Annotated in this window: 19 protein-coding genes; 12 read left to right on the top strand and 7 right to left on the bottom strand. The window is 63.2% G+C overall.

Annotation, left to right across the window (positions count from 1 at the left end; all coding sequences use genetic code 11):
* Positions 1–64 precede the first annotated feature (64 nt).
* Positions 65–1,696: an FAD-dependent monooxygenase gene (locus LDZ27_RS17475; RefSeq protein ID WP_244817232.1), complete on the top strand. Its 1,632-nt coding sequence runs from the start codon at positions 65–67 to the stop codon at positions 1,694–1,696.
* 9 nt (positions 1,697–1,705) lie between these two features.
* Here LDZ27_RS17475 and LDZ27_RS17470 read toward each other — a convergent pair whose 3' ends face one another.
* A complete protein-coding gene (locus tag LDZ27_RS17470) occupies positions 1,706–1,945 on the bottom strand; it encodes a hypothetical protein (RefSeq protein WP_244817231.1) in 240 nt (79 codons plus the stop codon).
* A gap of 235 nt (positions 1,946–2,180) precedes the next feature.
* Here LDZ27_RS17470 and LDZ27_RS17465 point away from each other — a divergent pair, with 235 nt between their 5' ends.
* The 11 genes from LDZ27_RS17465 to LDZ27_RS17415 all read left to right on the top strand — a co-directional run bounded on the left by LDZ27_RS17465 (position 2,181) and on the right by LDZ27_RS17415 (position 14,009).
* A complete protein-coding gene (locus tag LDZ27_RS17465; RefSeq protein WP_370653441.1) occupies positions 2,181–3,185 on the top strand; it encodes a hypothetical protein in 1,005 nt (334 codons plus the stop codon).
* An 83-nt stretch (positions 3,186–3,268) separates the two neighbouring features.
* Positions 3,269–3,988, top strand: coding sequence for a PIG-L deacetylase family protein (locus LDZ27_RS17460; protein WP_244817230.1), 720 nt, complete (start codon positions 3,269–3,271; stop codon positions 3,986–3,988).
* Positions 3,985–4,938, top strand: a complete 954-nt coding sequence (locus LDZ27_RS17455) for a glycosyltransferase family 2 protein (RefSeq protein WP_244817229.1) — start codon at positions 3,985–3,987, stop codon at positions 4,936–4,938. The genes LDZ27_RS17460 and LDZ27_RS17455 overlap by 4 nt, the downstream gene beginning before the upstream one ends.
* A 198-nt stretch (positions 4,939–5,136) precedes the next feature.
* Entirely contained in the window at positions 5,137–6,426 is a 1,290-nt protein-coding gene (locus tag LDZ27_RS17450; protein ID WP_244817228.1) for a glycosyltransferase family 1 protein, read from the top strand.
* Positions 6,423–7,001 carry an HAD-IIIA family hydrolase gene (locus LDZ27_RS17445; RefSeq protein WP_244817227.1) on the top strand — a complete coding sequence of 193 codons (579 nt, stop codon included), beginning with the start codon at positions 6,423–6,425 and terminating at the stop codon, positions 6,999–7,001. Before LDZ27_RS17450 ends, LDZ27_RS17445 begins: the two co-directional genes overlap by 4 nt.
* The gene (locus tag LDZ27_RS17440) at positions 6,998–8,164 is read left to right on the top strand and encodes a glycosyltransferase family 9 protein (RefSeq protein ID WP_244817226.1); all 1,167 of its coding nucleotides are present in this window, start codon (positions 6,998–7,000) and stop codon (positions 8,162–8,164) included. The genes LDZ27_RS17445 and LDZ27_RS17440 overlap by 4 nt, the downstream gene beginning before the upstream one ends.
* Before the next feature lie 12 nt (positions 8,165–8,176).
* Positions 8,177–9,922 carry a carbamoyltransferase C-terminal domain-containing protein gene (locus LDZ27_RS17435; protein ID WP_244817225.1) on the top strand — a complete coding sequence of 582 codons (1,746 nt, stop codon included), beginning with the start codon at positions 8,177–8,179 and terminating at the stop codon, positions 9,920–9,922.
* Positions 9,919–10,974, top strand: a complete 1,056-nt coding sequence (locus tag LDZ27_RS17430; protein ID WP_244817224.1) for a glycosyltransferase family 2 protein — start codon at positions 9,919–9,921, stop codon at positions 10,972–10,974. The genes LDZ27_RS17435 and LDZ27_RS17430 overlap by 4 nt, the downstream gene beginning before the upstream one ends.
* Complete coding sequence (locus LDZ27_RS17425; protein WP_244817223.1) at positions 10,971–12,035, top strand: glycosyltransferase family 9 protein; 1,065 nt, start codon at positions 10,971–10,973, stop codon at positions 12,033–12,035. The genes LDZ27_RS17430 and LDZ27_RS17425 overlap by 4 nt, the downstream gene beginning before the upstream one ends.
* On the top strand, positions 12,022–12,981 hold the full coding sequence (locus LDZ27_RS17420; protein ID WP_244817222.1) for a glycosyltransferase family 4 protein: 960 nt from the start codon (positions 12,022–12,024) through the stop codon (positions 12,979–12,981). Before LDZ27_RS17425 ends, LDZ27_RS17420 begins: the two co-directional genes overlap by 14 nt.
* Before the next feature lie 38 nt (positions 12,982–13,019).
* Positions 13,020–14,009, top strand: coding sequence for a UDP-glucuronic acid decarboxylase family protein (locus tag LDZ27_RS17415; RefSeq protein WP_244817221.1), 990 nt, complete (start codon positions 13,020–13,022; stop codon positions 14,007–14,009).
* On the opposite strand, the gene LDZ27_RS17410 is transcribed toward LDZ27_RS17415, so the two are convergent.
* From LDZ27_RS17410 to LDZ27_RS17385, 6 genes are all read right to left on the bottom strand, one after another.
* Complete coding sequence (locus LDZ27_RS17410; RefSeq protein ID WP_244817220.1) at positions 13,993–14,595, bottom strand: ParB/Srx family N-terminal domain-containing protein; 603 nt, start codon at positions 14,593–14,595, stop codon at positions 13,993–13,995. The two genes, LDZ27_RS17415 and LDZ27_RS17410, sit on opposite strands and share 17 nt — an antisense overlap.
* 9 nt (positions 14,596–14,604) lie before the next feature.
* On the bottom strand, positions 14,605–17,271 hold the full coding sequence (locus tag LDZ27_RS17405) for an ATP-binding cassette domain-containing protein (protein WP_244817313.1): 2,667 nt from the start codon (positions 17,269–17,271) through the stop codon (positions 14,605–14,607).
* Positions 17,272–17,363: 92 nt separating this feature from the next.
* Positions 17,364–19,772 (bottom strand): DNA polymerase II, encoded by a 2,409-nt coding sequence (locus LDZ27_RS17400; RefSeq protein WP_370653440.1) that lies wholly within the window; start codon positions 19,770–19,772, stop codon positions 17,364–17,366.
* A 163-nt stretch (positions 19,773–19,935) separates the two neighbouring features.
* Positions 19,936–20,607: a flagellar transcriptional regulator FlhC gene (gene flhC, locus LDZ27_RS17395; protein ID WP_244817218.1), complete on the bottom strand. Its 672-nt coding sequence runs from the start codon at positions 20,605–20,607 to the stop codon at positions 19,936–19,938.
* A gap of 17 nt (positions 20,608–20,624) precedes the next feature.
* Positions 20,625–20,942: a flagellar transcriptional regulator FlhD gene (flhD, locus tag LDZ27_RS17390; RefSeq protein ID WP_244817217.1), complete on the bottom strand. Its 318-nt coding sequence runs from the start codon at positions 20,940–20,942 to the stop codon at positions 20,625–20,627.
* A gap of 472 nt (positions 20,943–21,414) precedes the next feature.
* Complete coding sequence (locus LDZ27_RS17385) at positions 21,415–22,590, bottom strand: purine nucleoside permease (protein ID WP_370653439.1); 1,176 nt, start codon at positions 22,588–22,590, stop codon at positions 21,415–21,417.
* Positions 22,591–22,722: the final 132 nt, after the last annotated feature.

The following is a 22,722-nucleotide window of genomic DNA, read 5'->3' as shown; positions in this document are numbered from 1 at the left end:
GCAACGCAGCTATCCTGCGACACTGACAGACGGCTTTTCTCACGATGATCCGGAGCGTCCGCACATGCCCGAAACGACCGATGTGTTGATTGCAGGCGCGGGTCCGGTCGGCCTGCTGCTTGCCGCCGAATTGTGTCGCGATGGCGTCGATGTGCGCATCGTCGATCCACACGACGAGCGCGCGTTCTTCGTGAAGGCGCTGGGCGTGACGGCGCGCACGCTCGAACTCTTCGACGATCTCGACGTCGCGCGCGAGGCGATCGAAGCCGGCGTCTGGATCACGAGCGCCGATGCCTACAAGGACGGCGCGCTCGCCACCAGCACCGACATCCCGCGCGAGGGCCTTCCCTACGGCGCGCTTTCGCTCGCGCAGTACGAGACCGAGCGCATTCTGGAGCGCGCGTTGCATCGGCATGGCGGGCGCGTCGAATATGGAACCGCGTTCCTCGATTTCGTCGACGACGAAGACAACGGCGGCTTGCTGTGCCGTCTGCAAGGCACGCAGGGCGACGTGCGCGAGTTTCGGTGCCGCTGGCTCGTCGGCTGCGACGGCGCGCGCAGTACGGTGCGGCGGCATCTGAACGTGCCGTTCGAGGGCGACCAGTATGCGCAGACCTTCATGCTCGCCGATGTGGACGTCGACTGGCCGCTGCGGCGCGGGCCGATGTATCGCTTCAGCCAGTCGGCGCGCGAGGGTCGCGGCGCGACGACGCTCGCCGCCGTGCCGGTGCGTGGCTCTGCACAGCGCTATCGTCTGTCGACGGTCCTTCTTCCCGACGATGCCGCCCGCCTCGCGTCGGTGCTCGCGCCGGATTTCGGGCAAGTCGAGCGCATCATGCAGCCGGCCTTGCCCGAGGGAACGCGGCTGTCGTCGATGCGCTGGTCGTCCGTCTATCGCGTGAGTCATCGCATTGCGCAGCATTACGCGCGCGGGCGCGTGTTTCTTGCGGGCGATGCCGCGCACATTCATCCGCCGGTCGGCGGTCAGGGCATGAACACCGGCTTGCAGGACGCCCACAATCTCGCGTGGAAGCTGGCGCTCGCCGCGCGCGGGCTCGCGGGGCCGTCGCTGCTTTCCAGTTACGAGGACGAGCGGCGGCCGGTCGGCTTGGATGTCGTCGAATCGACGAGTCGCGCGTTGAACACTGTCCTAACGCACGGCGACGTGCGCCCCGCGATGCGCGAAACGCAGTTGCTCGTCGGCTATCGCGGCAGTCCGATCGTCGAGGACGAGTGCGCCGGTCTCGCGCCCGATCTGCCCGCGCCCGGCGACCGCGTGCCGGAGGTCGGCGGGCTCGTGGAGGATTTCATCGGGCATCGCCAACGTCTCGCCGCGCATATCGGCGGCGGACGGCATACGCTCATCGGCTATTTGTCTGACGACCGCGACGATACCAATGACAATCAGCGCGCGTCTTTCGCCGCCGCCGCGAACGCGTGGCGCGCGACGCTCGGTCCGAATGCGAACGCAGTGGCGATCATGGCGCGCGGCGCGGCGGACGCGTCGCGGGATTCGAACGAGTCGTGGCACGCGCTCACCGATGCGGCGGGCGAGTTCGCCGCGGCATTCGGCGCACGCGGCGGCATGGCGTGGGCGATTCGACCGGACGGCCATATCGGATACCGAACCGGCGCCTGTTCCGCCGAAGCGCTGCTCGCGTGGCTCGGCAAGGCGCTTGGCCGCACGAACGGCTAAAGCCGCACATCAACCGGCCGCCGCAACAGGCATGCACAGCGCGGCCGTGCGGCCATCCAACTCGTCCTTGCCGCACTGAATCGCGAAACGTTCGGCGGCCTGCGCGGTCGCGAACGGTCGAAACGGTCCGACCGCGCGCCGCTGTCCGTCCGGACGTTCGATCAGAACCGTCGCGACGAATTCGCCGGCCGCATGCACGACCATCGCCGAAAGCTCGCAGCCCCGGTATTCGACTGGAATGGAGTCCATCGCTGCCTCCGCAACGTGAATGGCCGGCCGATGCGATCAACTGTACGTAAGCGCCGCGCGCCGCATTACCCGCATGCGAATGGCTCGGAATGCGGGACCCTTGCTTCGTTTTTGACGCGGACCAGCCGATCTGCCCGTGCGTCGACGTACACTGCGCGACGTATCAGCATGATTCTCATTTAGGCGGTATGCTCCGGCGAATCCGTCGTACCTTCCGCTTCGCGCCTTCGATTCGATGACACCCTCTCCTACACGAAGCCATCGCCGATACACCGCCCTCGCAGTCGTCTCCGTTGCCATCGGTCTGATGAGCCAGGCGACGCACGCGCAAGAGTTTTCGGTCCTCGCAGGACCGCTCAAGAGCAGCAGACAGAACACCTACTCCTGGGAAGCAAACTATCGCGAAGGCCTCGGGCGTTATGCCGCGTGGAGCTTTTCATGGTTGAACGAGGGTCATATTCCGAACCACCATCGAGACGGCCAGGCAGTGCAGTTCTGGGGCCGCGTTCCAGTCTGGAACGATCGTCTGGAACTGTCGGCGGGTGCGGGACCTTATCGATACTTCGACACCAGTGCGGCGCAGGCGGGCGGCGACTATTCGAACACGCACGGCTGGGGCGGCATGTTCACGCTGCGTGCCGCGTATTACTTCGATAACCGCTGGATCGCGGAGGTGAAGCTCAACCGCGTGCAGGCATTCGGCGGCCCGGATACCACCGCGCTACTCTTCGGCATCGGCTATCAGCTCGACGCGCCCGATGGACACGGCCCACGCGCACGCGCGCCGTCGCGCAACACGAACGTCACGAGCAACGAAGTGACCGCGATGGTCGGCACCACGATCCTCAACAGCCTCGATTCGGAATCCAATCTCGCGGAAAGCATCGAGTACCGGCGCGGGCTGTGGAAGTACGTCGATTTCAGCGCGTCGTATCTGCACGAAGGCGGTCACGTGCAGTCCCGGCGCGACGGCATCGCGGCGCAACTGTGGGCGACGCGCGCGTTCTTCGACGACCGGCTCACGCTCGGCGTCGGCGCGGGGCCGTATCTGTCGATCACGCAGAACGACGATCTGCCGCAGAACCGCACCGGCGACGGGCGCTTTTCGGGCCTCGTTTCGCTTTCGGCGAGCTATCGCTTCACGAATCGCTGGCTTGCGCGCGTGACGTGGAACCGCATGGTCACGCGCTACGACCGCGACGCGGACATCATCGAGGCGGGCATCGGCGTGCGCTTCTGATCGAGCGCTAGGCGGCGGCTGCGCTTGCGCTGGCCCGGTACTTGCACGTTCACGGGCCGTCAAACGCTCTCGCCTGCTCGCCCATGATCGATGTCTCGCCCCGAACGCTGCTGATCTCCCCTCACCTCGACGACGCCGTGTTCGGTTGCGGCGCGTCGCTCGCCGGCAATGCGGGCACCCTCGTGTGCACCGTGTTCACCGGATGCCCCGCCGCCGATGTCGCCACCGACTGGGACGCGCACTGCGGCTTTGCGAACGCGCGGCAAGCGATGAGCGCGCGTATCGAAGAAGACCGGCGTGCGCTCGGCGTGCTCGGCGCCACGCCGCTATATCTCGACTTTCTGGATTCGCAGTACGTTCCGCACGCGCCCGATGCGTCGAAGCCCACGCCAGAAAAGATCGCGCGCGCGTTGCTCGATGCCATCGACGAACATCGGCCCGACGCGTTGATGATCCCGCTCGGTCTCTTCCATTCCGATCACGCGCTCGTGCACGAAGCCGCATGCGAAGCATGGTTACGGCATCCGGAGTTGAGTTGCATCGGGTATGAGGAATCGTTATACCGTTGCATGCGCGGGCTCTTGCAGGAGCGCCTGAAGGACCTGTCGGCGCGCGGCATCGACGCCACACCACTCAATGCGCGCCCGCCCGCACACGCCGATGCCGAGCGCCGCGATGCGCTCAAGCGCCGCGCAGTGAACGCCTATGAGAGTCAGTTGAAGGCATTCGGCCCAGACGGATACGACGACGTGTTCCTGCCCGAACGCTTCTGGACACTCCAACGCGCGGAGAGCGGCCGATGAGCGCGCTTGCCCAGCCATTCACACGCCCCGCGCATGACGATGCCGCGCGCGTGAGCGTGGTGGTGCTGACGTTCAACCGCGCGGATCAGGTGCTCGATACGCTTGCAAGGCTGGCCGCGCTGCCTGATCGCATCGATATCGTCGTCGTCGACAATGCCTCGTCGGACGATACCGCCGAGCGCATACGGCAAGCGTTTCCCTTCGTCGAACTGGTGATCGCGCCGGCGAACATGGGCGCGGCGGGCCGCAATCTCGGCGTTGCGCGCGTGCGGACGGAATACGTCGCGTTCTGCGACGACGATACCTGGTGGGATGCGGGTTCGCTCACGCGCGCCGCAGACATACTCGATGCGGCGCCGCGCGTCGCGGTGTTGAGCGCGCGCGTCGTGGTCGGTGAACGCGGCGAGCCCGACGAAACCTGCGAGCGCATGCGCGCGAGTCCGCTTGGCGCGAGCGGGCTGCCGGGGCCGGCGCTCATCGGCTATATGGCGGGCGCGAGCGTCTTTCGCACGAGCGTATTTCGAAAGATGGGCGGTTACGAGCCGCGTCTTTTCATCGGCGGCGAGGAGTCGCTGCTTGCGCTCGACATGCTCGATCACGGCCATGCGCTCGTTTATGCCGATGAACTCGTGCTGCATCACCATCCCTCGCCCATTCGCGACAGCGCATTGCGCCGGCGTCTGCTCGCGCGCAATGCCGCGTGGGTCGCATGGCTGCGCCTGCCTTTGCGCGAGGCGCTGCATGCGACTGTGCAAGCGTTTGCCGTGATGCGTCGCGAAGGCATGCTATGGCGCGACGCCGTCGAGATGTTGCGTGGCCTGCCGTGGGCGCTTGCGCATCGGCGCATCGTTAGCAGCCACGTTCGCACGATGCGATCGATCGTTCGCGAGGACGACCGTCGTCTTGCACAAATAAGGCGTCCGTCTGAACAGCCTACACACAACATGTAAAAGCGCGCCGTCGGCCTTCGCATAGCGCCTAAAGAAATTGTGTTCGTTCAGCAACGAACCAACGATTCTGCGCATTTTTCAGTATGTGGCACAACGAATGCTCAGAGGCCCTTGGGCTTCGAGCGACGCGGCAAATCTTGCGCGACGCGCACCGCTGCGAAGCCCGTTTCGAACAACGCGGATCGAGGGGGCCTACACATGAAGATCGCACTTGTCAGTGAGCATGCGTCGCCTCTCGCGGTGGCGGGCGGCGTCGATAGCGGCGGCCAGAACATCTACGTCGCGCATGTCGCGCGGCACCTCGCGCGCAACGGCCATCAGGTCGATGTCTTCACGCGACGCGACCGTTCCCTTCTTCCGCTCGTGTCGCGTTTCGAAGGCATTCGCGGCATCCGGGTCATCAATGTGCCGGCGGGTCCGCCCGTGCAATTGCCCAAGGAACAGCTTCTGCCGCACATGGATGAGTTCGCCCGTTTCATGATCGGCTTCTTCAAGAAGCAGGCAACGCCCTATCACGTCGTGCATGCGAACTTCTTCATGTCGGGACTCGTCGGCATGCGAATCAAGGAAGCGCTCGGCACGCCGCTCGTCACCACGTTTCATGCGCTCGGCCGCGTGCGGCGCATTCATCAGGGCGCGGGCGACGGCTTTCCTGACGAGCGTTTCGATATTGAAGACGCGCTCGTGCGTGAATCCGATTCCGTTATTGCCGAATGTCCCCAGGACGAAGCGGATCTCGTCTCGCTCTATCGCGCGCAACGCGAGCGCATCGACCTCGTGCCGTGCGGCTTCGACAGCACCGAGTTCCATCCGATGAAGAAGGCCGAAGCGCGCGAGCGCCTGGGCTGGCCGCAGGACCGCTTCATCGTGTTGCAGCTCGGACGCATGGTGCCGCGCAAAGGCATCGACAACGTGGTGCGCGGCATCGGCATCTGCAATCGCGAACTGAACGAGGACGCGCATCTCTATGTGATCGGCGGCAACTCCGACGAAGCCAATGAGATTGCTACGCCGGAAATAGGCCGCTTGCGTGGCATCGCAAGAGACTGCGGCGTGGCCGACAAGGTCAACTTTCTCGGCAGGCATGGCAGGCAGCGCCTGAAGACCTTCTATAACGCCGCCGATGTGTTCGTCACGACGCCGTGGTACGAGCCGTTCGGCATCACGCCGCTCGAAGCGATGGCCTGCGGCCGGCCCGTAATCGGCGCGGACGTGGGCGGCATCCGCTATTCGGTCGCGCATCGCGAGACTGGACTGCTCGTGCCACCGAAGGACCCAGCCTCGCTCGCCGATGCGCTCGCCATGCTCAAACGCGATTCCCTGCTTGCCGAACGCATGGGCGCGGCGGGCCTCGCGCGTGCACGCGCGATGTTCACATGGTCGGGCGTCGCGCAATCGCTGGAGCGCGTCTATGCGCGCGTCGCGGGCGTCGATATCGCACAGGATCTCGACAACCGGCGCGCGGCATACGGCAGCGCCACGGCATGAAGCCCGCCGTCTTTCTGGACAAGGACGGCACGCTGCTCGACGACGTGCCCTACAACGTCGATCCCGCGAGGATGCGTCTCGCCGCAGGTGCGCGCGATGCGCTCGCCACGTTCGCGCGCATGAACGTGCCGGTGGTCGTCATCAGCAATCAAAGCGGCGTTGCGCTCGGCAAGTTCGCGGAAGCCGCACTCGTCGATGTCGAACGAAAGCTGCATGCGCTTGCGGCCGAATGCGGCGCGCGGCTCGCGGGCGTCTACTGGTGCCCGCATCATCCGCAAGGAACGGTGACGCGCTACGCGTGCGCATGCGATTGCCGCAAGCCCGCGCCCGGCATGATTCAACGCGCGGCGCGCGAGCTTGGACTCGATCTTCAGCGAAGCTGGTTCGTCGGCGACATCCTCGACGATATCGAAGCGGGCCATCGCGCCGGTTGCCGCGCGGTCCTCATCGACAATGGCAACGAGACGCTATGGCAACGCGGTCCGCTGCGCGAGCCGGACGCCATTGCGAAGGACATGAGCGAAGCGGCGCGCATCATCGGGCGTGCATGGCACGAGACGGAGATCGCGACATGAAGCGCGATATCGCCATCACCGTGCAGCCCGCCGATGCTCATGCGCGAGCGCCCGCTACCGCGCCGCAGCGCATCTGGGGCGAGGACGTGCGCCGCATTCTATGCATCCGCCTCGACAACCTCGGCGACGTGCTGATGACGACGCCCGCCATGCACGCGTTGAAGCACGCGTATCCGGGCCGGCATCTCACGTTGCTTGCGTCGGGTTCGGGCGCGCACGCGGCGCGCTTCATCGACGATATCGACGATGTGATCGAATACGATGCGCCGTGGGTCAAGCACGACAAACCCGTCGATGCGCGCACCGACCTCGCGATGTGCGAGCGTCTTGCATCGCTCGGCTTCGATGCGGCCGTGATCTTCACCGTCTATAGCCAGAACCCGCTGCCTGCCGCGATGTTTTGCCATCTCGCGAACATTCCCCGGCGTCTCGCGCATTGCCGGGAAAATCCATACGGATTACTGACGGATTGGGTCGCCGAGCGAGAACCGCAACACGGCACGCGTCACGAAGTCGAGCGGCAGCTTGCGCTTGTCGCAAGCGTCGGCGCGCTCGCCGACGACACGCGTATGCGTTTCGCCTTGCGCACCGATGACGAAGCATCGCTCGGACAGAAGCTCGCTGCGCGCGGCATCGATCTTCACGCGCCGTTCTTCGTGCTGCATCCGGGCGCGACTGCCGCATCGCGGCGCTATCCGCCGGAGCGCTTCACAGAGGCGGCGCGCGTGCTCGCCGGACGCACCGGCTGGCCCGTGCTCGTCACGGGTTCATCGAGCGAAGCCGCGCTGTGCGAGACCGTCAGCGCAGGCGATGCGCGCATCGTCGATCTCGCGGGCGCGCTCGGACTCGGCGAGCTTGCGGCGCTGATCGACCGCGCGCGCGTGCTCATTTCCAACAACAGCGGTCCCGTGCATATCGCGTCGGCGCTCGGCACGCCGGTCGTCGATCTCTATGCGCTCACGAATCCGCAGCATATGCCGTGGCAAACGCCGCATCGCGTGCTTTATCGCGACGTGCCGTGCCGCTGGTGCTATCGAAGCGTGTGTCCCGAAGGTCATCACATGTGTCTCGCTGGCGTGAGCGTCGATGAAGTCGTCGACGCCGCGCTCGCCATGCTCGATGCCCGCACCGAACACCGTCCCGCTCATCTGACACTACCCTGAGAGACGCGCCTTATGTACACCCTCGGAATCAATGCGGTCTATCACGATAGCGCCGCTGCACTCGTCAAAGACGGCGTCGTGATCGCGGCGGCCGAAGACGAGCGTTTCACGCACGTCAAGCATGCCAAGCGTCCCGTGCCGTTCTCGACCTGGCAGCTTCCCTTCGATGCCATCGACTATTGCCTGAAGGAAGCAGGCATCGAACTCGCGGACATCGATCACATCGCGTACTCCTACGACCCGCATCTTTTCTCCGGCATGCCGAAGCAGGCGAAGGCGACCATCGCCCTGCCCTTCATGCCGTCGGAACAGGTGAGCGGGAACCCGTCGGAATCGCCGTGGGATCCGCTTTTTCTAAGCTATATCGCCAATGCACGCGGCCAGTTGCTCGACGGCGAGCCGCATCATCTGAAGAAGCGTTTCGCAAGCGGTGGCCGCGCGCCGCACTTCGACTGGCATTACGTCGATCATCATCTGTCGCATGAGGCAAGCGCCTTTCTCGCCGCGCCTTATGAAGACACCGCCGTACTCACGATGGACGGCCGCGGCGAAGGCGTGACCACGAGTCTCGGCCAGTTCGTCGACGGCGAGTACAAGCGCATCAAGCAAGTGGAACTGCCGCATTCGCTCGGGCTGCTCTACGAAGCCGTGACCGACTATCTCGGCTTTCTTCACTCGTCGGACGAGTACAAGGTCATGGCGCTCGCATCGTTCGGCAAGCCCGCGTATGTCGATCAATTCCGCGAGATCGTGAAGTATCGCAACGACGGCAGCTATACGGTGGATGCGCCGCGCCTCGTCGAACGCTTCGGTCCGCGACGCGAGCGTGGCGGTCCGCTCACGCAGCACCATTACGACATCGCGCATTCGCTGCAGGTCGTGCTCGAAGAGACCGCGCTCGAACTGACGCGTTGGCTGCATGAACGCACTGGGCTTTCTCATCTCGCGATGGCAGGCGGCGTGGCGCTCAATTGCGTCATGAATGCGCGTCTGCGCGATCGCGGCCCGTTCGAGGACATCTGGGTCCAACCGGCAGCGGGCGATGCGGGCACGGCGCTCGGCGCGGCCCTCTGGACCGACTATCAGCAACGCGTGAAGCAAGGCGATCGCAGCCGGCGCTGGCACATGAATCACGCATATCTCGGGCCGCGTTACGAGGACGACGAGATCGAGCAGTTCCTCAAGTGGTCGAAGACGCCGTATCGCAGGCTGAACGATATTGCTGCGGAAACCGCGGATATTCTCGCGTCCAATCGCGTGATCGGCTGGTATCAGGGACGCACGGAGTTCGGTCCGCGCGCGCTCGGCGCACGTTCGATTCTCGCTTCGCCGATCGATCCGTCGATGCAGGCGCGTCTCAACGAGATCAAGGACCGCGAGGACTTCCGCCCCGTCGCGCCCGTCGTGATGGAAGAGCATGCCGCCGACTGGTTCGTCGATGCGCGCGTCGCGCCGTTCATGCTGTTCGTCTTCGATGTGCGCGAGGATATGAAGTCGCGCATTCCGGCAGTCACGCATATCGACGGCACGGCGCGCGTGCAGACCGTGAACCGCTCGCAGCATCCGCTCTATTACGACCTGCTCGCTGCGTTCAAGGCGCGCACGGGCGTGCCGGTGCTCGTCAATACGTCGTTCAATACGCGCGGCGAGCCGATGGTCAACTCGCCTCGCGATGCGCTCGAATCGTTCTGGACGTCGCCGCTCGATGCGCTCGTGATCGGCCCGTTCCTCATCGAAAAGCCGGGAGCGCGTGCATGAGCACCCTCGCCGGTTCGTTCTCCTACGATGGTGAAAAGAGCGCGTCGGCCGCGCGCGATGCGGGTGCCGCGCTCGGCACGGCGTTCGACGTATCCGTGGTCGTGCCGACCTATCGCAGGCCCGACATGCTCGAGCGTTGCCTGCGCGCGATCATCGCGCAGGACTACGACAAGGCGCGCTATGAAATCATCGTATGCGACGACGGTCCCGATGAAGCCACGCGCTCGCGTGTCGCCGCGCTTGCCCGCGAGTTCGACGATGCCCCGCGCATTCGTTACGTGCCCGTCACCGCGACGCAGGGACCCGCAGGCGCGCGCAATGCGGGATGGCATGCATCGGGCGCGCCGTTGATCGCCTTCACCGACGACGACACGATCCCCGATCCGCATTGGCTCGCGGCTGGGATCGCCGCGTTGTGCGCGGGCGCGGACGCCGTGTCGGGCCGTATCGTCGTGCCGCTCGGTCCTCGTCCGACCGATTACGAACAGGACGCGGCCGGCCTTTCGCGTGCGGAGTTCGCGACTGCCAACACGTTCGTGACGCGCGCCGCACTCGCGCGCGTGGGCGGCTTCGATGCGCGGTTCACATCGGCCTGGCGCGAAGACTCGGATCTCCAGTTCGAACTCATGCGGATCGGCGCGCGCATAGTGCGCTCGCACGATGCGATGGTGCTGCATCCCGTGCGGCCCGCGCGTTGGGGCGTGAGCCTTTCGCAGCAGAAGAAGAGCCAGTTCGACGCCCTGCTCTACAAGAAGCATCGCACGCTCTTCAGGACGCGCATCCGAAGCACGCCACCCTTGCTCTACTACGCCATTCTTGCTGTCGCGATCGTCGCCTTGCTTGCGCTCGTGAACGGCAACGAGAAGATCACGCTCATCTGCGTGGCTGTTTGGCTCGGGCTTACTGGCTGGTTCTGTATCAAGCGGCTCAAGTCGACGGCGCTCACGCCATCGCATGTGCTCGAAATGGCCTGGACGTCGCTGTGGATTCCGTTTCTCTCGATCTACTGGCGGCTTTATGGCGCAGTCAAATTCCGCGTGGTGTTCGTATGAATGCGGCGCGAGTCGAACGCATTGCGATCTTCAGGGCGCTGCAACTTGGCGACATGCTGTGCTGCGTGCCCGCGTTGCGCGCATTGCGCCGCGCCTATCCGAAGGCGCACATCGCGTTGATCGGCTTGCCGTGGGCGCATAGTTTCGTCGAACGCTATGCGCATCTCGTCGATGAATTGATCGTGTTTCCCGGCGCAATCGGATTTCCCGAGCAAGAGGAAACCGACGCGCATCTGCCCGCGTTCTACGACGCGATGCGGGAGCGCCGCTTCCACCTCGCGATTCAATTGCACGGCAGCGGCGGCGTCGCCAACGACATCGTGGAAGCCATGCACGCACGCATCAACGCGGGCTTTCTGAAGCCCGATGAAACGCCACGCGACGGTGTTTTCATTCCGTGGCCCGACGACCTGCAGGAGATCGCACGCTACAACGCGCTGATGCAAGCCATCGGCATCGATGCGCGCGACATGCAGCTGGAAATTCCGCTCACGCAACAGGACACGCGCGAATGCGATGCGCTGATTGCGAGCGAAGGTCTCGATACGACGCGCCTCGTGCTCGTTCATGCGGGCGCGCAGTTGCCTTCGCGCCGCTGGCCTGCCGAGCGCTTCGCGCAGGTCGCGGCGGCGCTCGCGAGCGACGGCTGGCCGGTCGCATTGACGGGAAGCGGGGGCGAAGCCGCGATCACCGCGAGCATTGCGTGCATGCCGGGCGTCGATGCAATCGATCTCGCCGGCAAGACATCGCTCGGTGCGCTCGCGGCGCTCGTCGCGCGTGCACAGCTCGTCGTATGCAACGACACGGGGCTTTCGCATGTGGCGGCAGCGATGCGCACGAAGAGCGTGGTGATCGCATCGGGCAGCGACACGCATCGCTGGGCGCCGCTCGATGCAGAACGTCATCGTGTGCTCGCGGACTATCCGCCTTGCCGGCCGTGCGCGTTTCGCGAGTGTCCCTATGGGCATCCGTGCGCGCTGAACATCAGCGTCGAACGCGTGCTGGATGTCGCAAGAACTCAATTGCCCGCAGAGAAACTGGAAACCGATGCCCACTGCTAACCAACGACGCCTGCGCGTGCTTACATGGCACGTACACGGCAACTATCTCTACTACCTGACTCAGGCGAAGCACGACTTCTATCTCGTGACGAAGCCCGGTCATCCGCCCGGTTACGCGGGCAAGGTCGGCGTGCTGCCGTGGGGCGACAACGTTCACGAAGTCCCTGCGGATCAGGTCGCTACTCAAGAGTTCGATGTCGTGCTGTTTCAGCATCGCACGCAATGGGACGACGATCGCATCAACGTACTCTCCGATGCGCAGAGGCGCTTGCCGCGCGTCTATATCGAGCACGATCCGCCGCAGGAGAACCCCTTCGAGCAGCGCCATTGGGTGCAAGATCGCGACACCTTGCTCGTGCATGTGACCCACTTCAATCGGCTCATGTGGGACAGCGGCGATACACCCACGCGCGTGATCGAACATGGCGTCGTCGTGCCGGAAGGCGTGTGTTATACGGGCGAGAAAGAGCGCGGCGTCGTCGTCATCAATCATCTGCGGCAACGCGGGCGCAGGCTCGGCAGCGATGTCTTCGCCGATGCCGCGCAACGCGTGCCGCTCGATCTCGTCGGCATGGATGCCGTATCCGCAGGCGGTCTCGGTGAGATCGGCAATCTCGATCTCGCTGCGTTCACCGCGCAATACCGCTTCTTCTTCAACCCGATCCGCTGGACGAGCCTGGGACTTGCCATCGTGGAAGCCATGACCATCGGGATGCCGATCATCGGGCTTGCGACAACCGAACTCGCCACCGTGATCCGCAACGGCGAAAGCGGCTTCATTCACACGGATACGAACGCGCTCGTCGATGTCATGCAGCACCTCTTGCGCGATCCCGCCGAAGCGCAGCGTCTGGGCGAAGGTGCGCGCCGCATTGCGCTAGAACGTTTCAACATCGACCGCTTCGCCGCCGAATGGGAAGCGACGCTGCGCTACGCGTGCGGTTGAGCATCAACAACGATGCATCCACGATAAAAGGAACCGACATGAAGGAAGCATTTCGCAAGCGCATTCTGGTGACGGGCGGCGCGGGCTTTCTCGGCTCGCATTTGTGCGAGCGCCTGCTTGCGCAAGGACACGACCTGCTATGTGTCGACAACTTCTACACAGGCACGAAGGACAACATCGCGCATCTGCTCGACAGTCCCAACTTCGAACTAATGCGTCATGACGTGACATTTCCGCTTTACGTGGAAGTGGACGAAATCTATAACCTCGCGTGTCCCGCGTCGCCGGTTCATTATCAACATGACCCGGTGCAGACGACAAAGACCAGCGTGCATGGCGCGATCAACATGCTGGGCCTTGCCAAGCGCGTGAAGGCCAAAATCTTTCAGGCGTCGACGAGCGAAGTCTATGGCGATGCGCGCGTGCATCCGCAGCAGGAAGCCTATTGGGGCAACGTGAATCCTATCGGTCCCCGTTCGTGCTATGACGAAGGCAAGCGCTGCGCCGAGACGCTTTTCATGGACTATCGCCGGCAGCATGGCCTCAACATCAAGATCGCGCGAATCTTCAATACGTATGGCCCGCGCATGCATCCGAGCGATGGCCGCGTGGTCTCGAACTTCATGATGCAGGCGCTCGCGGGCGAGCCCATCACCGTCTATGGCGAAGGCTCGCAGACGCGCTCGTTCTGCTATGTCGACGACATGGTGGACGCCTTCATTCGCCTGATGAACACGCCCGATGACATCACCGGTCCGGTCAACCTCGGCAATCCGCACGAGCTATCGATGCTGGAAATCGCGCAGCGCATCGTCGCGTTGACGGGATCGAAGTCGGAGATCGTGTTCCGTCCGTTGCCGATGGACGATCCGTGGCATCGTCAGCCGGACATTACGCAGGCGCGCAAGCTGCTCGGCTGGGAACCCGTGACCGCGCTCGATGAAGGACTGCGTCGAACGGCGTCGTATTTCCGGCAGATCATCGAAGCGCAAGAGACGCGCTCAGCAATGGCTACGCTTTCGCATTGAACCCGGGCAGTTCGCGCGCTTCGTCCTGGCGCGAAGCCGCGATTGCCTGCGCGAGCGCCTTCGCAAAGCCCGAAATCGAGGCGAAGTCGGCCTCCATGTGCGCTCGAAAGTAATCGGCCCATGCGAACTTCGCGTTGAATTCGGGCGGGTCTTCGTAGACGCCTGCCATGCGCACGAAAGCCGCGAGGCTGAGATACGGATCGTCGGGCATCGCGGCAATCGATGCGGGCAGCGCGTCCACCGATGTCTCGCGACCTTGTGCGTCGAAGGGATGAATCCAGCCGTGCTCGCGCAGCGCGGCGATGAACGCGTCGTGATCGCCGCCGCTGAAGTCGCACGCGATGCTTATCGGCGCGACGTCGATACCCAACTCATGCCATGCGCGCGCCCAGTGATGATGGTCGATCACATGCAGCGTCCCGCCCGGTCCGCGCACGACTTTCAATGCGTGTTCGCGCAGAAAGGCCGCGCGTGCGTTCTCGGGCTGTGCGCTAGTCAGATGCATTTTTTCGCTGACGTGCTCCATGCCGACCGCGCCCTGTGTCGGTTTTAGGTCGTCGATGCGCCCAACTAGTTCGTCATCCATAGTGTCTCCTCAGGCTTCGGTTCTCACGGCCACTTGCCTGATTGCCGCGATGAGGCGTTCCGCGGAAACGGGCTTTGTCATGTGCATCTGAAAGCCCGCCATTTGCGCGCGCAAGCGATCTTCCGTCTGCGTGTGGCCGGTCAACGCAATGGCGGGAATGCGCTGATCGAGCGAAACGCGCCGGCTCGCTTCCAGTTCGCGCACGCGACGCAGCACCTGATAGCCGTCCTCCTCGCCGAGCACGATGTCGCATAGGAGCGCGTCGGGCCACGCGTCCGTCGGCGTTTGCGCGAGCCATTCGAGTGCATCCTTGCCCGACGCGGCGAGCCGCACGCCGGCACCGGACGTCTCCAGAACGGCGCCCAGCGCTTCGCGCGCGGCGTCCTGATCGTCGAGGACCATCACGCACAGGCCTTCCAGATTGCCGGTAACGTTTGCGTCCGGCTCGGCGAGTCCGGCCAGGCTGTCGGCATCGACGACGGGGCGCAGCGGCATCATCGCGACGTAGGCGAGGTGTCCGTCGACATAATTGACGGTGAAGTTGCCGCCCGTTTCGCTCAACGCCTGTTCGAGCCTACGCGCCTGTTCTTGCGATAAGGGCGCGGGTTGCGCACGGCGGCCGAGCACGCAGACGCGCACCTGATTCGCTTCGCGCTCCACGCGCAGTTCGACGCGTTCGCCGCGCTCGGCCGCGCGTATCTCGGTGCGGCACAGGTCCGCTATCACCAGTTGCAGCACGCCAGGATCGCCGGTCACGCGCAGGTCGGCGTCGGGCATCATCGTATAAAGCTGCACGCCATGTTCGACGATCTCTTCGTGCAAGCCATCGACGACGCCCGCGATCAACGCGCCAAGGCCGACAGGTTGCGCCGAGACCTTGCGCTGCACTTGCGCGAGCTCGCCCTGTTGCGATTGCAGCGCCCACATGCGCGCATAAACGCCGCCGCGTTCGATCAACTCTGCATGCTGACCCTGCTCGACGATGCGTCCGTGCTCCATCACGAGAATCCAGTCCGCGTTGACGACAGTCGATAGCCGGTGCGCGATGACGATGGACGTGCGCCCTTGCGCGAGCCTGTCGAGCTCGCTTTGTATGGCGCGCTCGGAGCGCGTATCGAGCGCGGACGTCGCCTCGTCGAACACGATGATGCGCGGGTCCTTGAGGATGGCGCGCGCAATGGCGATGCGTTGCCGTTCGCCGCCCGAGAGCCGCACGCCGCGTTCGCCGACACGCGTGTCGTAGTGATCGGGCAGCCGTTCGATGAAGCTGTCCAGCTGAGCGGCGCGGGCCGCGCGAACGACATCCGCACGCGTCGCGGATGGCCGCCCATACGCGATGTTATAGGCGATCGTATCGTTGAATAGTACGGTGTCCTGCGGAACGATGCCGATGGCTTCGCGAAGGCTCTTCTGCGTGACCGTGCGAATATCCTGACCGTCGATGGTAATCACGCCCGCAGTCGGCTGATAAAGCCTGAAGAGCAGCTTCATCAGCGTCGACTTGCCGGAGCCGCTGCCGCCCACTACCGCGAGCTTCTTTCCCGGATGCGCGCGGAAATCGATATCGCGCAGAATCTGGCGTGCGGGGTCGTAGCCAAAATCCACATGTTCGAATTCGATCTCGCCTGCAGTCACGACAAGGGCCTTCGCATCCGGCTCGTCCACGTCTTCACCGCGACGGCCGCGCGCCAGCAGAATCTCGAACATGCGTTCGACGTTGACGATCGCATCGTTCGTCTCGCGAAACACGAAGCCGAGCGTATTGAGCGGCGCGCACACTTGCACGATATACGCGTTCACGAGAACGAGATCGCCCACGCTCATCGTGCCCGCGACGACGTTCTGCGCGGCGAGCAGCATCACTGCCGCAATGCCGATGGCAATGACCGTGCTCTGTCCGACATGCAGGATCGTGAGCGCACGCTGGTTCGCGGTGCGCGCATCGACCCATTTGTCGAGCACCGTGGAAAGGCGTCCGCGTTCCACATCTTCGCTCGCGAAGAGTTTCACTGTTTCATAGTTGAGCAGGCTGTCGACGAGGCGACTGTCCGATTGCGCCTCTAGCCGGTTCACCGCACGCTGAAAGCGCATGCGATATCGCGTGGAGATGAGCGTATAGACCGCATAGCACACGAAGGTGACGGCAATCGCAATGGTGAATGTCTTCGCATACTGACTCACCATGATCGCGACGACCGTGCCGATTTCGATCAACGTCGGCACGATCGTGAAGATCGCGACGCCGAGCAGAAAACCGATGCCGTCCGCGCCTTTTTGCACGTCGCGCACCACACCGCCGGTTTCGCGTTGCGCATGAAAGCGCGCGCCCATGTTGTGCAGATGCGAGAACGTGCGCGCCGTGAACGACGCGACGGTGCGTTGAGTCACGATGCTGAATATCACATCGCGCGCTTCGTTGAGCACGTCGCCGAGATAGCGCATCAGCACATACGTCAGGATCACGAAGACGGGAAACACCGCATTCGCGGTCGGCCTGCTGAACTCGTCGATGACGTGCTTCAGCATCAGCGGCACGGACACCACCGCGAGACGCGAAGCGATCATCAGCGCGACCGCGCAGAGAGTCTGCAGGCGAAACGTCCAGATCGCCTGCCAGAGATCGCTCACGATGCGATTACGCACTTGCGAGCGGCTGATTTCCGTGGACGCAGTCATCATGTGCATGCTTCCATTGTCGTTGTCGATGCAAGCAAGCTGTCATCGCAGCAAGTGGCGCGCCAGCGCATGGTCGTTCGCCTTCTCGATGCCTAGAACAACTCCTGCTGTCCCGACATAAGCGCGGTGAAGTCATCGCGAAGAAATGGCAGGATGCCATCCGCCACGGGCTGCAGTTGCTTCGTCACGTAGTGCTCATAGTCGATCGGCGCACGACGTGCTTCCACAGGCTCCGGTCCCGCCAGCGTCATCACATAGCTGATCCACCCGCCGTTCTGGTACTGCAGCGGGCGCCCTTGCCGCGCGTTGTATTCGTCGGCCGTGCGCGCGGCGCGCACATGCGGCGGCACGTTGCGCCGATACTCGTCGAGACTGCGGCGCAGGCGTTTGCGATAGATAAGCAAGTCGTCGAGCGCGCCGCGCCGCGTCTTTTCGACGTAATCGCGCACATAGTCTTCATAAGGCGCACCCTTGAACACGCGCATGTAAAGCTCTTGCTGAAAACGCTGTGCAAGCGGCGTCCAGTCCGTGCGTACCGTCTCAAGCCCTTTATAGATGATTTCTTCGGTGCCGTCGGCGCGTTGTGTGAGTCCCGCATAACGCTTCTTGCTGCCTTCTTCGGTGCCGCGAATCGTCGGCATCAGAAATCGGCTGAAATGCGTTTCGAATTGCAGTTCGAGCGCGCTTTCGAGTCCGAATGTTTCGCTCAAATGCGAGCGCCAGTGATCGTTGACATGTTCGACGAGCGCGCGGCCGATGCGTGCGGCATCGTCCTCATCGCGCGCGCGGCGCAGCCACACGAAGGTCGAATCGGTGTCGCCGTAAATGACGCGGTAGCCGCGCGCTTCGATCAACTCGCGCGTGCGATGCATGATTTCATGACCGCGCATCGTGATGGATGAGGCGAGCCGTGGGTCGAAGAAGCGACAACCGCTCGATCCAAGTACGCCATAGAACGAATTCATGATGATCTTGAGCGCTTGCGACAGCGGCTTGTTGCGCTGACGCTTCGCGGCTTCGCGCCCTTCCCAGACTTGCGCCACGATCGCGGGCAGACAATGCTTGTCGCGCGAGAAGCGCGCGCCACGGAAGCCCGGTACGGTGAGCGCATCGTCATGCTCGCTCATGCCTTGCGCCAAGCCAACGGGATCGATGAGAAACGTGCGAATGATCGACGGATACAGACTCTTGTAGTCGAGCACGAGGACGGAATCGTAGAGGCCCGGGCGCGAATCCATCACGAAGCCGCCGGGACTCGCTTCTTCGGGCACGTCTCCGAGATTCGGTGCGACGTAGCCTAACCGGTGCATGCGCGGCATGTACAAGTGCGTGAACGCCGCCACCGATCCGCCGCTGCGATCCGCGGCAAGTCCGGTGACGGTCGCGCGTTCGAGCAGAAACGCGAGCAGTTCGGTCTTCTCGAAGATCTTCGTGACGAGTTCGCAATCGTTCAGGTTATAGCGGGCAAGCGCGGGCTTGTCCTCCTGAAAGCGGCGCTCGATTTCGTCCATGCGCGCATAGGGACTGTCGATGGCCTTGCCTTCGCCGAGCAGCGCCTGAGCCACGTATTCGAGGCTGAACGAAGGATAGTTGAACGTCGCGGACCGCAGCGCCTCGATGCCGTCGATCACGAGTCTTCCCGCCACCGACACGAAGAAATGATTGCGCTTCATGCCGTGTTCGCGCCATTCCACGACGCTGCCATCGCGGCCCAATGCGAGCGGCACGCGATATTCGTCGGCGTGCTTTTGCAGAATGCGCAGATCGAATTGAACGACGTTCCATCCGATGATCGCGTCCGGATCATGAACCGCGATCCACGCATTGAAACGATGCAGCATGTCCGCGCGCGTCGCGCAGTATTCGAGGTGGAAGGCAAGCGCGTCGGCGTCGTGAGCGTTGCCGTTGGGCGGGCCGAGCATGTAGACGTGACGCGCGCCGCATCCTTCGAGCGCAATGGAATAGAGTTCACCTTTGGCGCTCGTTTCGATATCGAGCGATACGAGCTTCAGCGTTGGGCGGTAGTCGGGCGCGGCTCTCAGTTCGCTGTGCACCACGCCGTCGCGCGGCTCGCCTTCGAACGACACGGGCGCCGTAATGAAGCGCTCCATCAGATAGCGTTCGGGCGGCCGGATATCGGCTTCGAAGACATTGACGCCTGCGTTTTTCAGCGTCTTTTCGAGGGCGAGCAGTTGCCGGTATTGCGCGCAATAGAGGCCGAGCACCGGCTTCTGACGAAAGTCCCTGAGCGGCAAGTCGCGCAATTGCGCATCGCGCATGGCGCGCACGAGAGGCTCGGCCTTCTCGCGGTCTTCCGCACGAATGAATGCAACCGGGCTTTGCCGCGCGATGCGGACCTTGCGCGGGCCGTCATCGGTGGCGAGCCAGAATTCGACTTCGGTGCCGTCCGCCGTGTCGCGCCAATGGCGTGTCAGCAGAAAGCCCTTCTGTGTCGTATGAGATGCCTGAGCCAAGGCGAGTCCTTCGATAGCGCGTGCCATCGAAGCATTTTACTTGCGGCCCGGAATACGATTGCGGCGCGCGATTCTACGCACGCCGCACATCGGAATAAAGAATGCAAAAAGGAAAAAGCGGTAGCGGCAAGCCGGCGTCCACCATCGAAAGCAGACGGTCCCCGCAGGACGAACCCGGCGCCGCTACCGCCTAAGCAGCCTGTGCGACCAGGCTCGCGCGTGGCGGCTGCAGAGCCGTCACGTTATCGAGTGCAATCTGCTCCGAATATTCCGGGGCTTGCGGCACTTCGCTCTTGCTTGACACTACCTCCAGAGCGGCTTCTTTAACGGCCTGTCGAGCGGCCGCCGCTTTCTTGGTCTTCCCCGCGCGTGACGGCGGCTGGCAGGCCCCGCACACCACGTTGTTCTGCAAATCATGTTTGTGTGCGACGAACTTCCCGGTGCAGCGGCAGCATTTGGTCATCTGCAGCATGCCCGCGTCGAAGAAGCGCACAAGAGTCCAGGCCCGCGTAAGGTCGAGTACCGCCTCGGCGCCGCTATGACTGCAATGCTCGAGATACAGCCGATACCCTTTGGTGAGCGCATCGAGATGCGAACAACCGGCTTCGTTCTTGAGGAACGTATAGGTGTTGTAGAAAAGCGATGCGTGGATATTGGCAAGCCACGTCATGTACCAGTCCGCCGAAAACGGCAGCATGCCCTTGGGCGGCGAAACGCCCTTCACTTCGCGATAGAGACGAATCATGCGGTCCCGCGAGAGCGTGAGTTCGCTCTCCAGCACTTGCATGCGCGCACCGAGCTCGATCAGCGCAATGGCGCGGAACACTTCCTGGGCGTCTTCGGTGAGGCTCTTCTTCAGCATGGCTCGCTCCGTCTCTCTTAAGCGAACTGTTCGGCCGGCTGGCCAGCCAGCAGGATTGCCGCGTGCGTCGGCGCGATGTCCGCGTTTTTCGCGGGTTGCGTCAGTGCCGACAGCATCGTGTGATCGTTGAAACGGAATGCGCACAGCAGGTTGTCGGATTGCGCGAGCTTCACGACCTGTGCGAGCGTGAGTCCCGACAACAAGTCGGCCAGTTCAGCCGACAGCCCGAGCCGGAACATCCCGATGGCCCGGTCCTCGCGCAGCAGACGCTGTGCGAGCATGATGTACGACAAGTTGATTTCCCGGATCGATTCCAGCGTCTCGCGACCGTTCATGGTTGCTGCTTCCAGTAAATCCCCGAATTTCCCGCCGGCTTTTGCCGATATCTTTTTTGTGCCTCACCGGACTCGTTCTGCCCGGCTATGTACTTTGATACAGGGCGTTACATCTTGTAACAACACTGTGAAACGGATTCTAAGTACCGCCCCAAACGATTGCAAGACCGTCTCAATAATATTTTGTTGCAAACAACACTTAGCATCGGTAACGTTTGCTCGCCTGAAAGACCGGCAACTTTGACCGCGTCGTTTGGCCGGATTTCCGTTCGTTCGTTCGCAAATCGGTAGGCTGTGTTTTAATCGGAGTAATTGCCTGACGCCCGCAACAACGGGGCATTGCGGCGTTCGGTTGACACCTTTTGCGGCTATTTTTTTACGCTGGGAATAAAGCGAAAAGCGGTAAAAAAGCCGCGATACCGGAAATTACCGGTTCGCGGCTCAAGATGTAACTTATGCCGATCTGCTGTTACTAATGCGACAAGGCCACTATTACACTGCCCGATCGCCTTTCCCGTTGCGGTACGCCTTTGCGCCATGCGCCCCAATGAGCGACGATTTCTTGCACGAACGGATTTCCGGTTGAATACAAATTCTGGATGGCAGGTGTAAATCCTCCCTGTGCCGAATAGTTCAGAAGATTGTCGGCGGCGGTCTGTCCTTCGTATGGTCGGTCGAAGTCCGATCCGGCGCGCAGTGCCGCCACGCGAGACAAGTCCACACGCTTGACGCTCGCCGCGCGCTTGAGCGCTTCGAACGTCGCGTTGTCTTCCTGCTGGGTCGTGCAATAGACGCCCTGCCCGTCGGTCAGAAGCCTCGTCCAGTAACGCGCCCGTTCCCCGATGTATTTACCGGACCACCAGGTATCGCCCGCGAGCGTGTCGCACTGAATGACGCGCGGCGGCTGATTGGCCGGCGCGTAATTGAATTTGGCGCGCGCGACTTTCGCTTCGTCGCTATCGGAAAGCGTCACGTTGCGCGAAAGCGCATACGCCGCGTCGGCAAGCGATGCATTCAGCGCGAAAACCTCCGTGCGATAGTCGAGCGGCGGTTTGTCGTGCGGGCTTTTCGTGTTGATGCCGAGAAAACCGGTCGGCCAGTCCGCCGGTTTCTCGCGCGCGTCGATTTCCCACTGAATGCCGAAATCGACGAGATATTTCGCCCACGCCGCCGAGCCGAGCGTGCCGCGCGCCGGATCGATGCCCGCAATGCCCGCAATCAGAAAGTACGTGTGCCGCAGATCCAGCCGGTCAGAAAACGTGAGCGCCATGATCGACGCCGCCGCGTTCGCGTGTCCCATGCCCGTCGTGATGACGCAGACGTCGTCGCGATTGCAGTGCACGTCGGGATAATCGGGCGACAGGCCCGGCACGCTGACCGTCTGCCACGGACCGAGCTTGTCGAGCCAGATTTGTCCTTCCGGCCCGAACATCGTGACGATCATGACCTTGACGTGACGGCCGCCATCGCCGTGACGGTCGCCGCTGGAGTCGTCGGATTGCTGCCCGAACGCGCATCCGGTGAAGCTGTAAAGCACGGCGAGGCCCGCAGCGGCGAGCGAGGCTCGCAGCGCTTTCCTGGGCGCTTCTATGCGCGTGCGCGGGAATTGGACAGGTTGAAAGCGGGCGGCGATTTTCATGGCGGGCATCGTCCTCGTGAAGGTTCGAACTTCGAAGGAAGGCCGCGCCGTGCAACGTGCTCCGGCGCGGCCCGCCCGGACGATTATAGAAGCCCCGATAAGCAGTTCCGAGCGGCCCGCCGCCGCCCCGCTCAGCCGCGA

This window comes from Caballeronia sp. Lep1P3 (assembly GCF_022879595.1).
Classification (GTDB): Bacteria; Pseudomonadota; Gammaproteobacteria; order Burkholderiales; family Burkholderiaceae; genus Caballeronia.
Note: the sequence above shows the minus strand (reverse complement) of the source record. Positions and strands in the feature narration are given on the sequence as shown.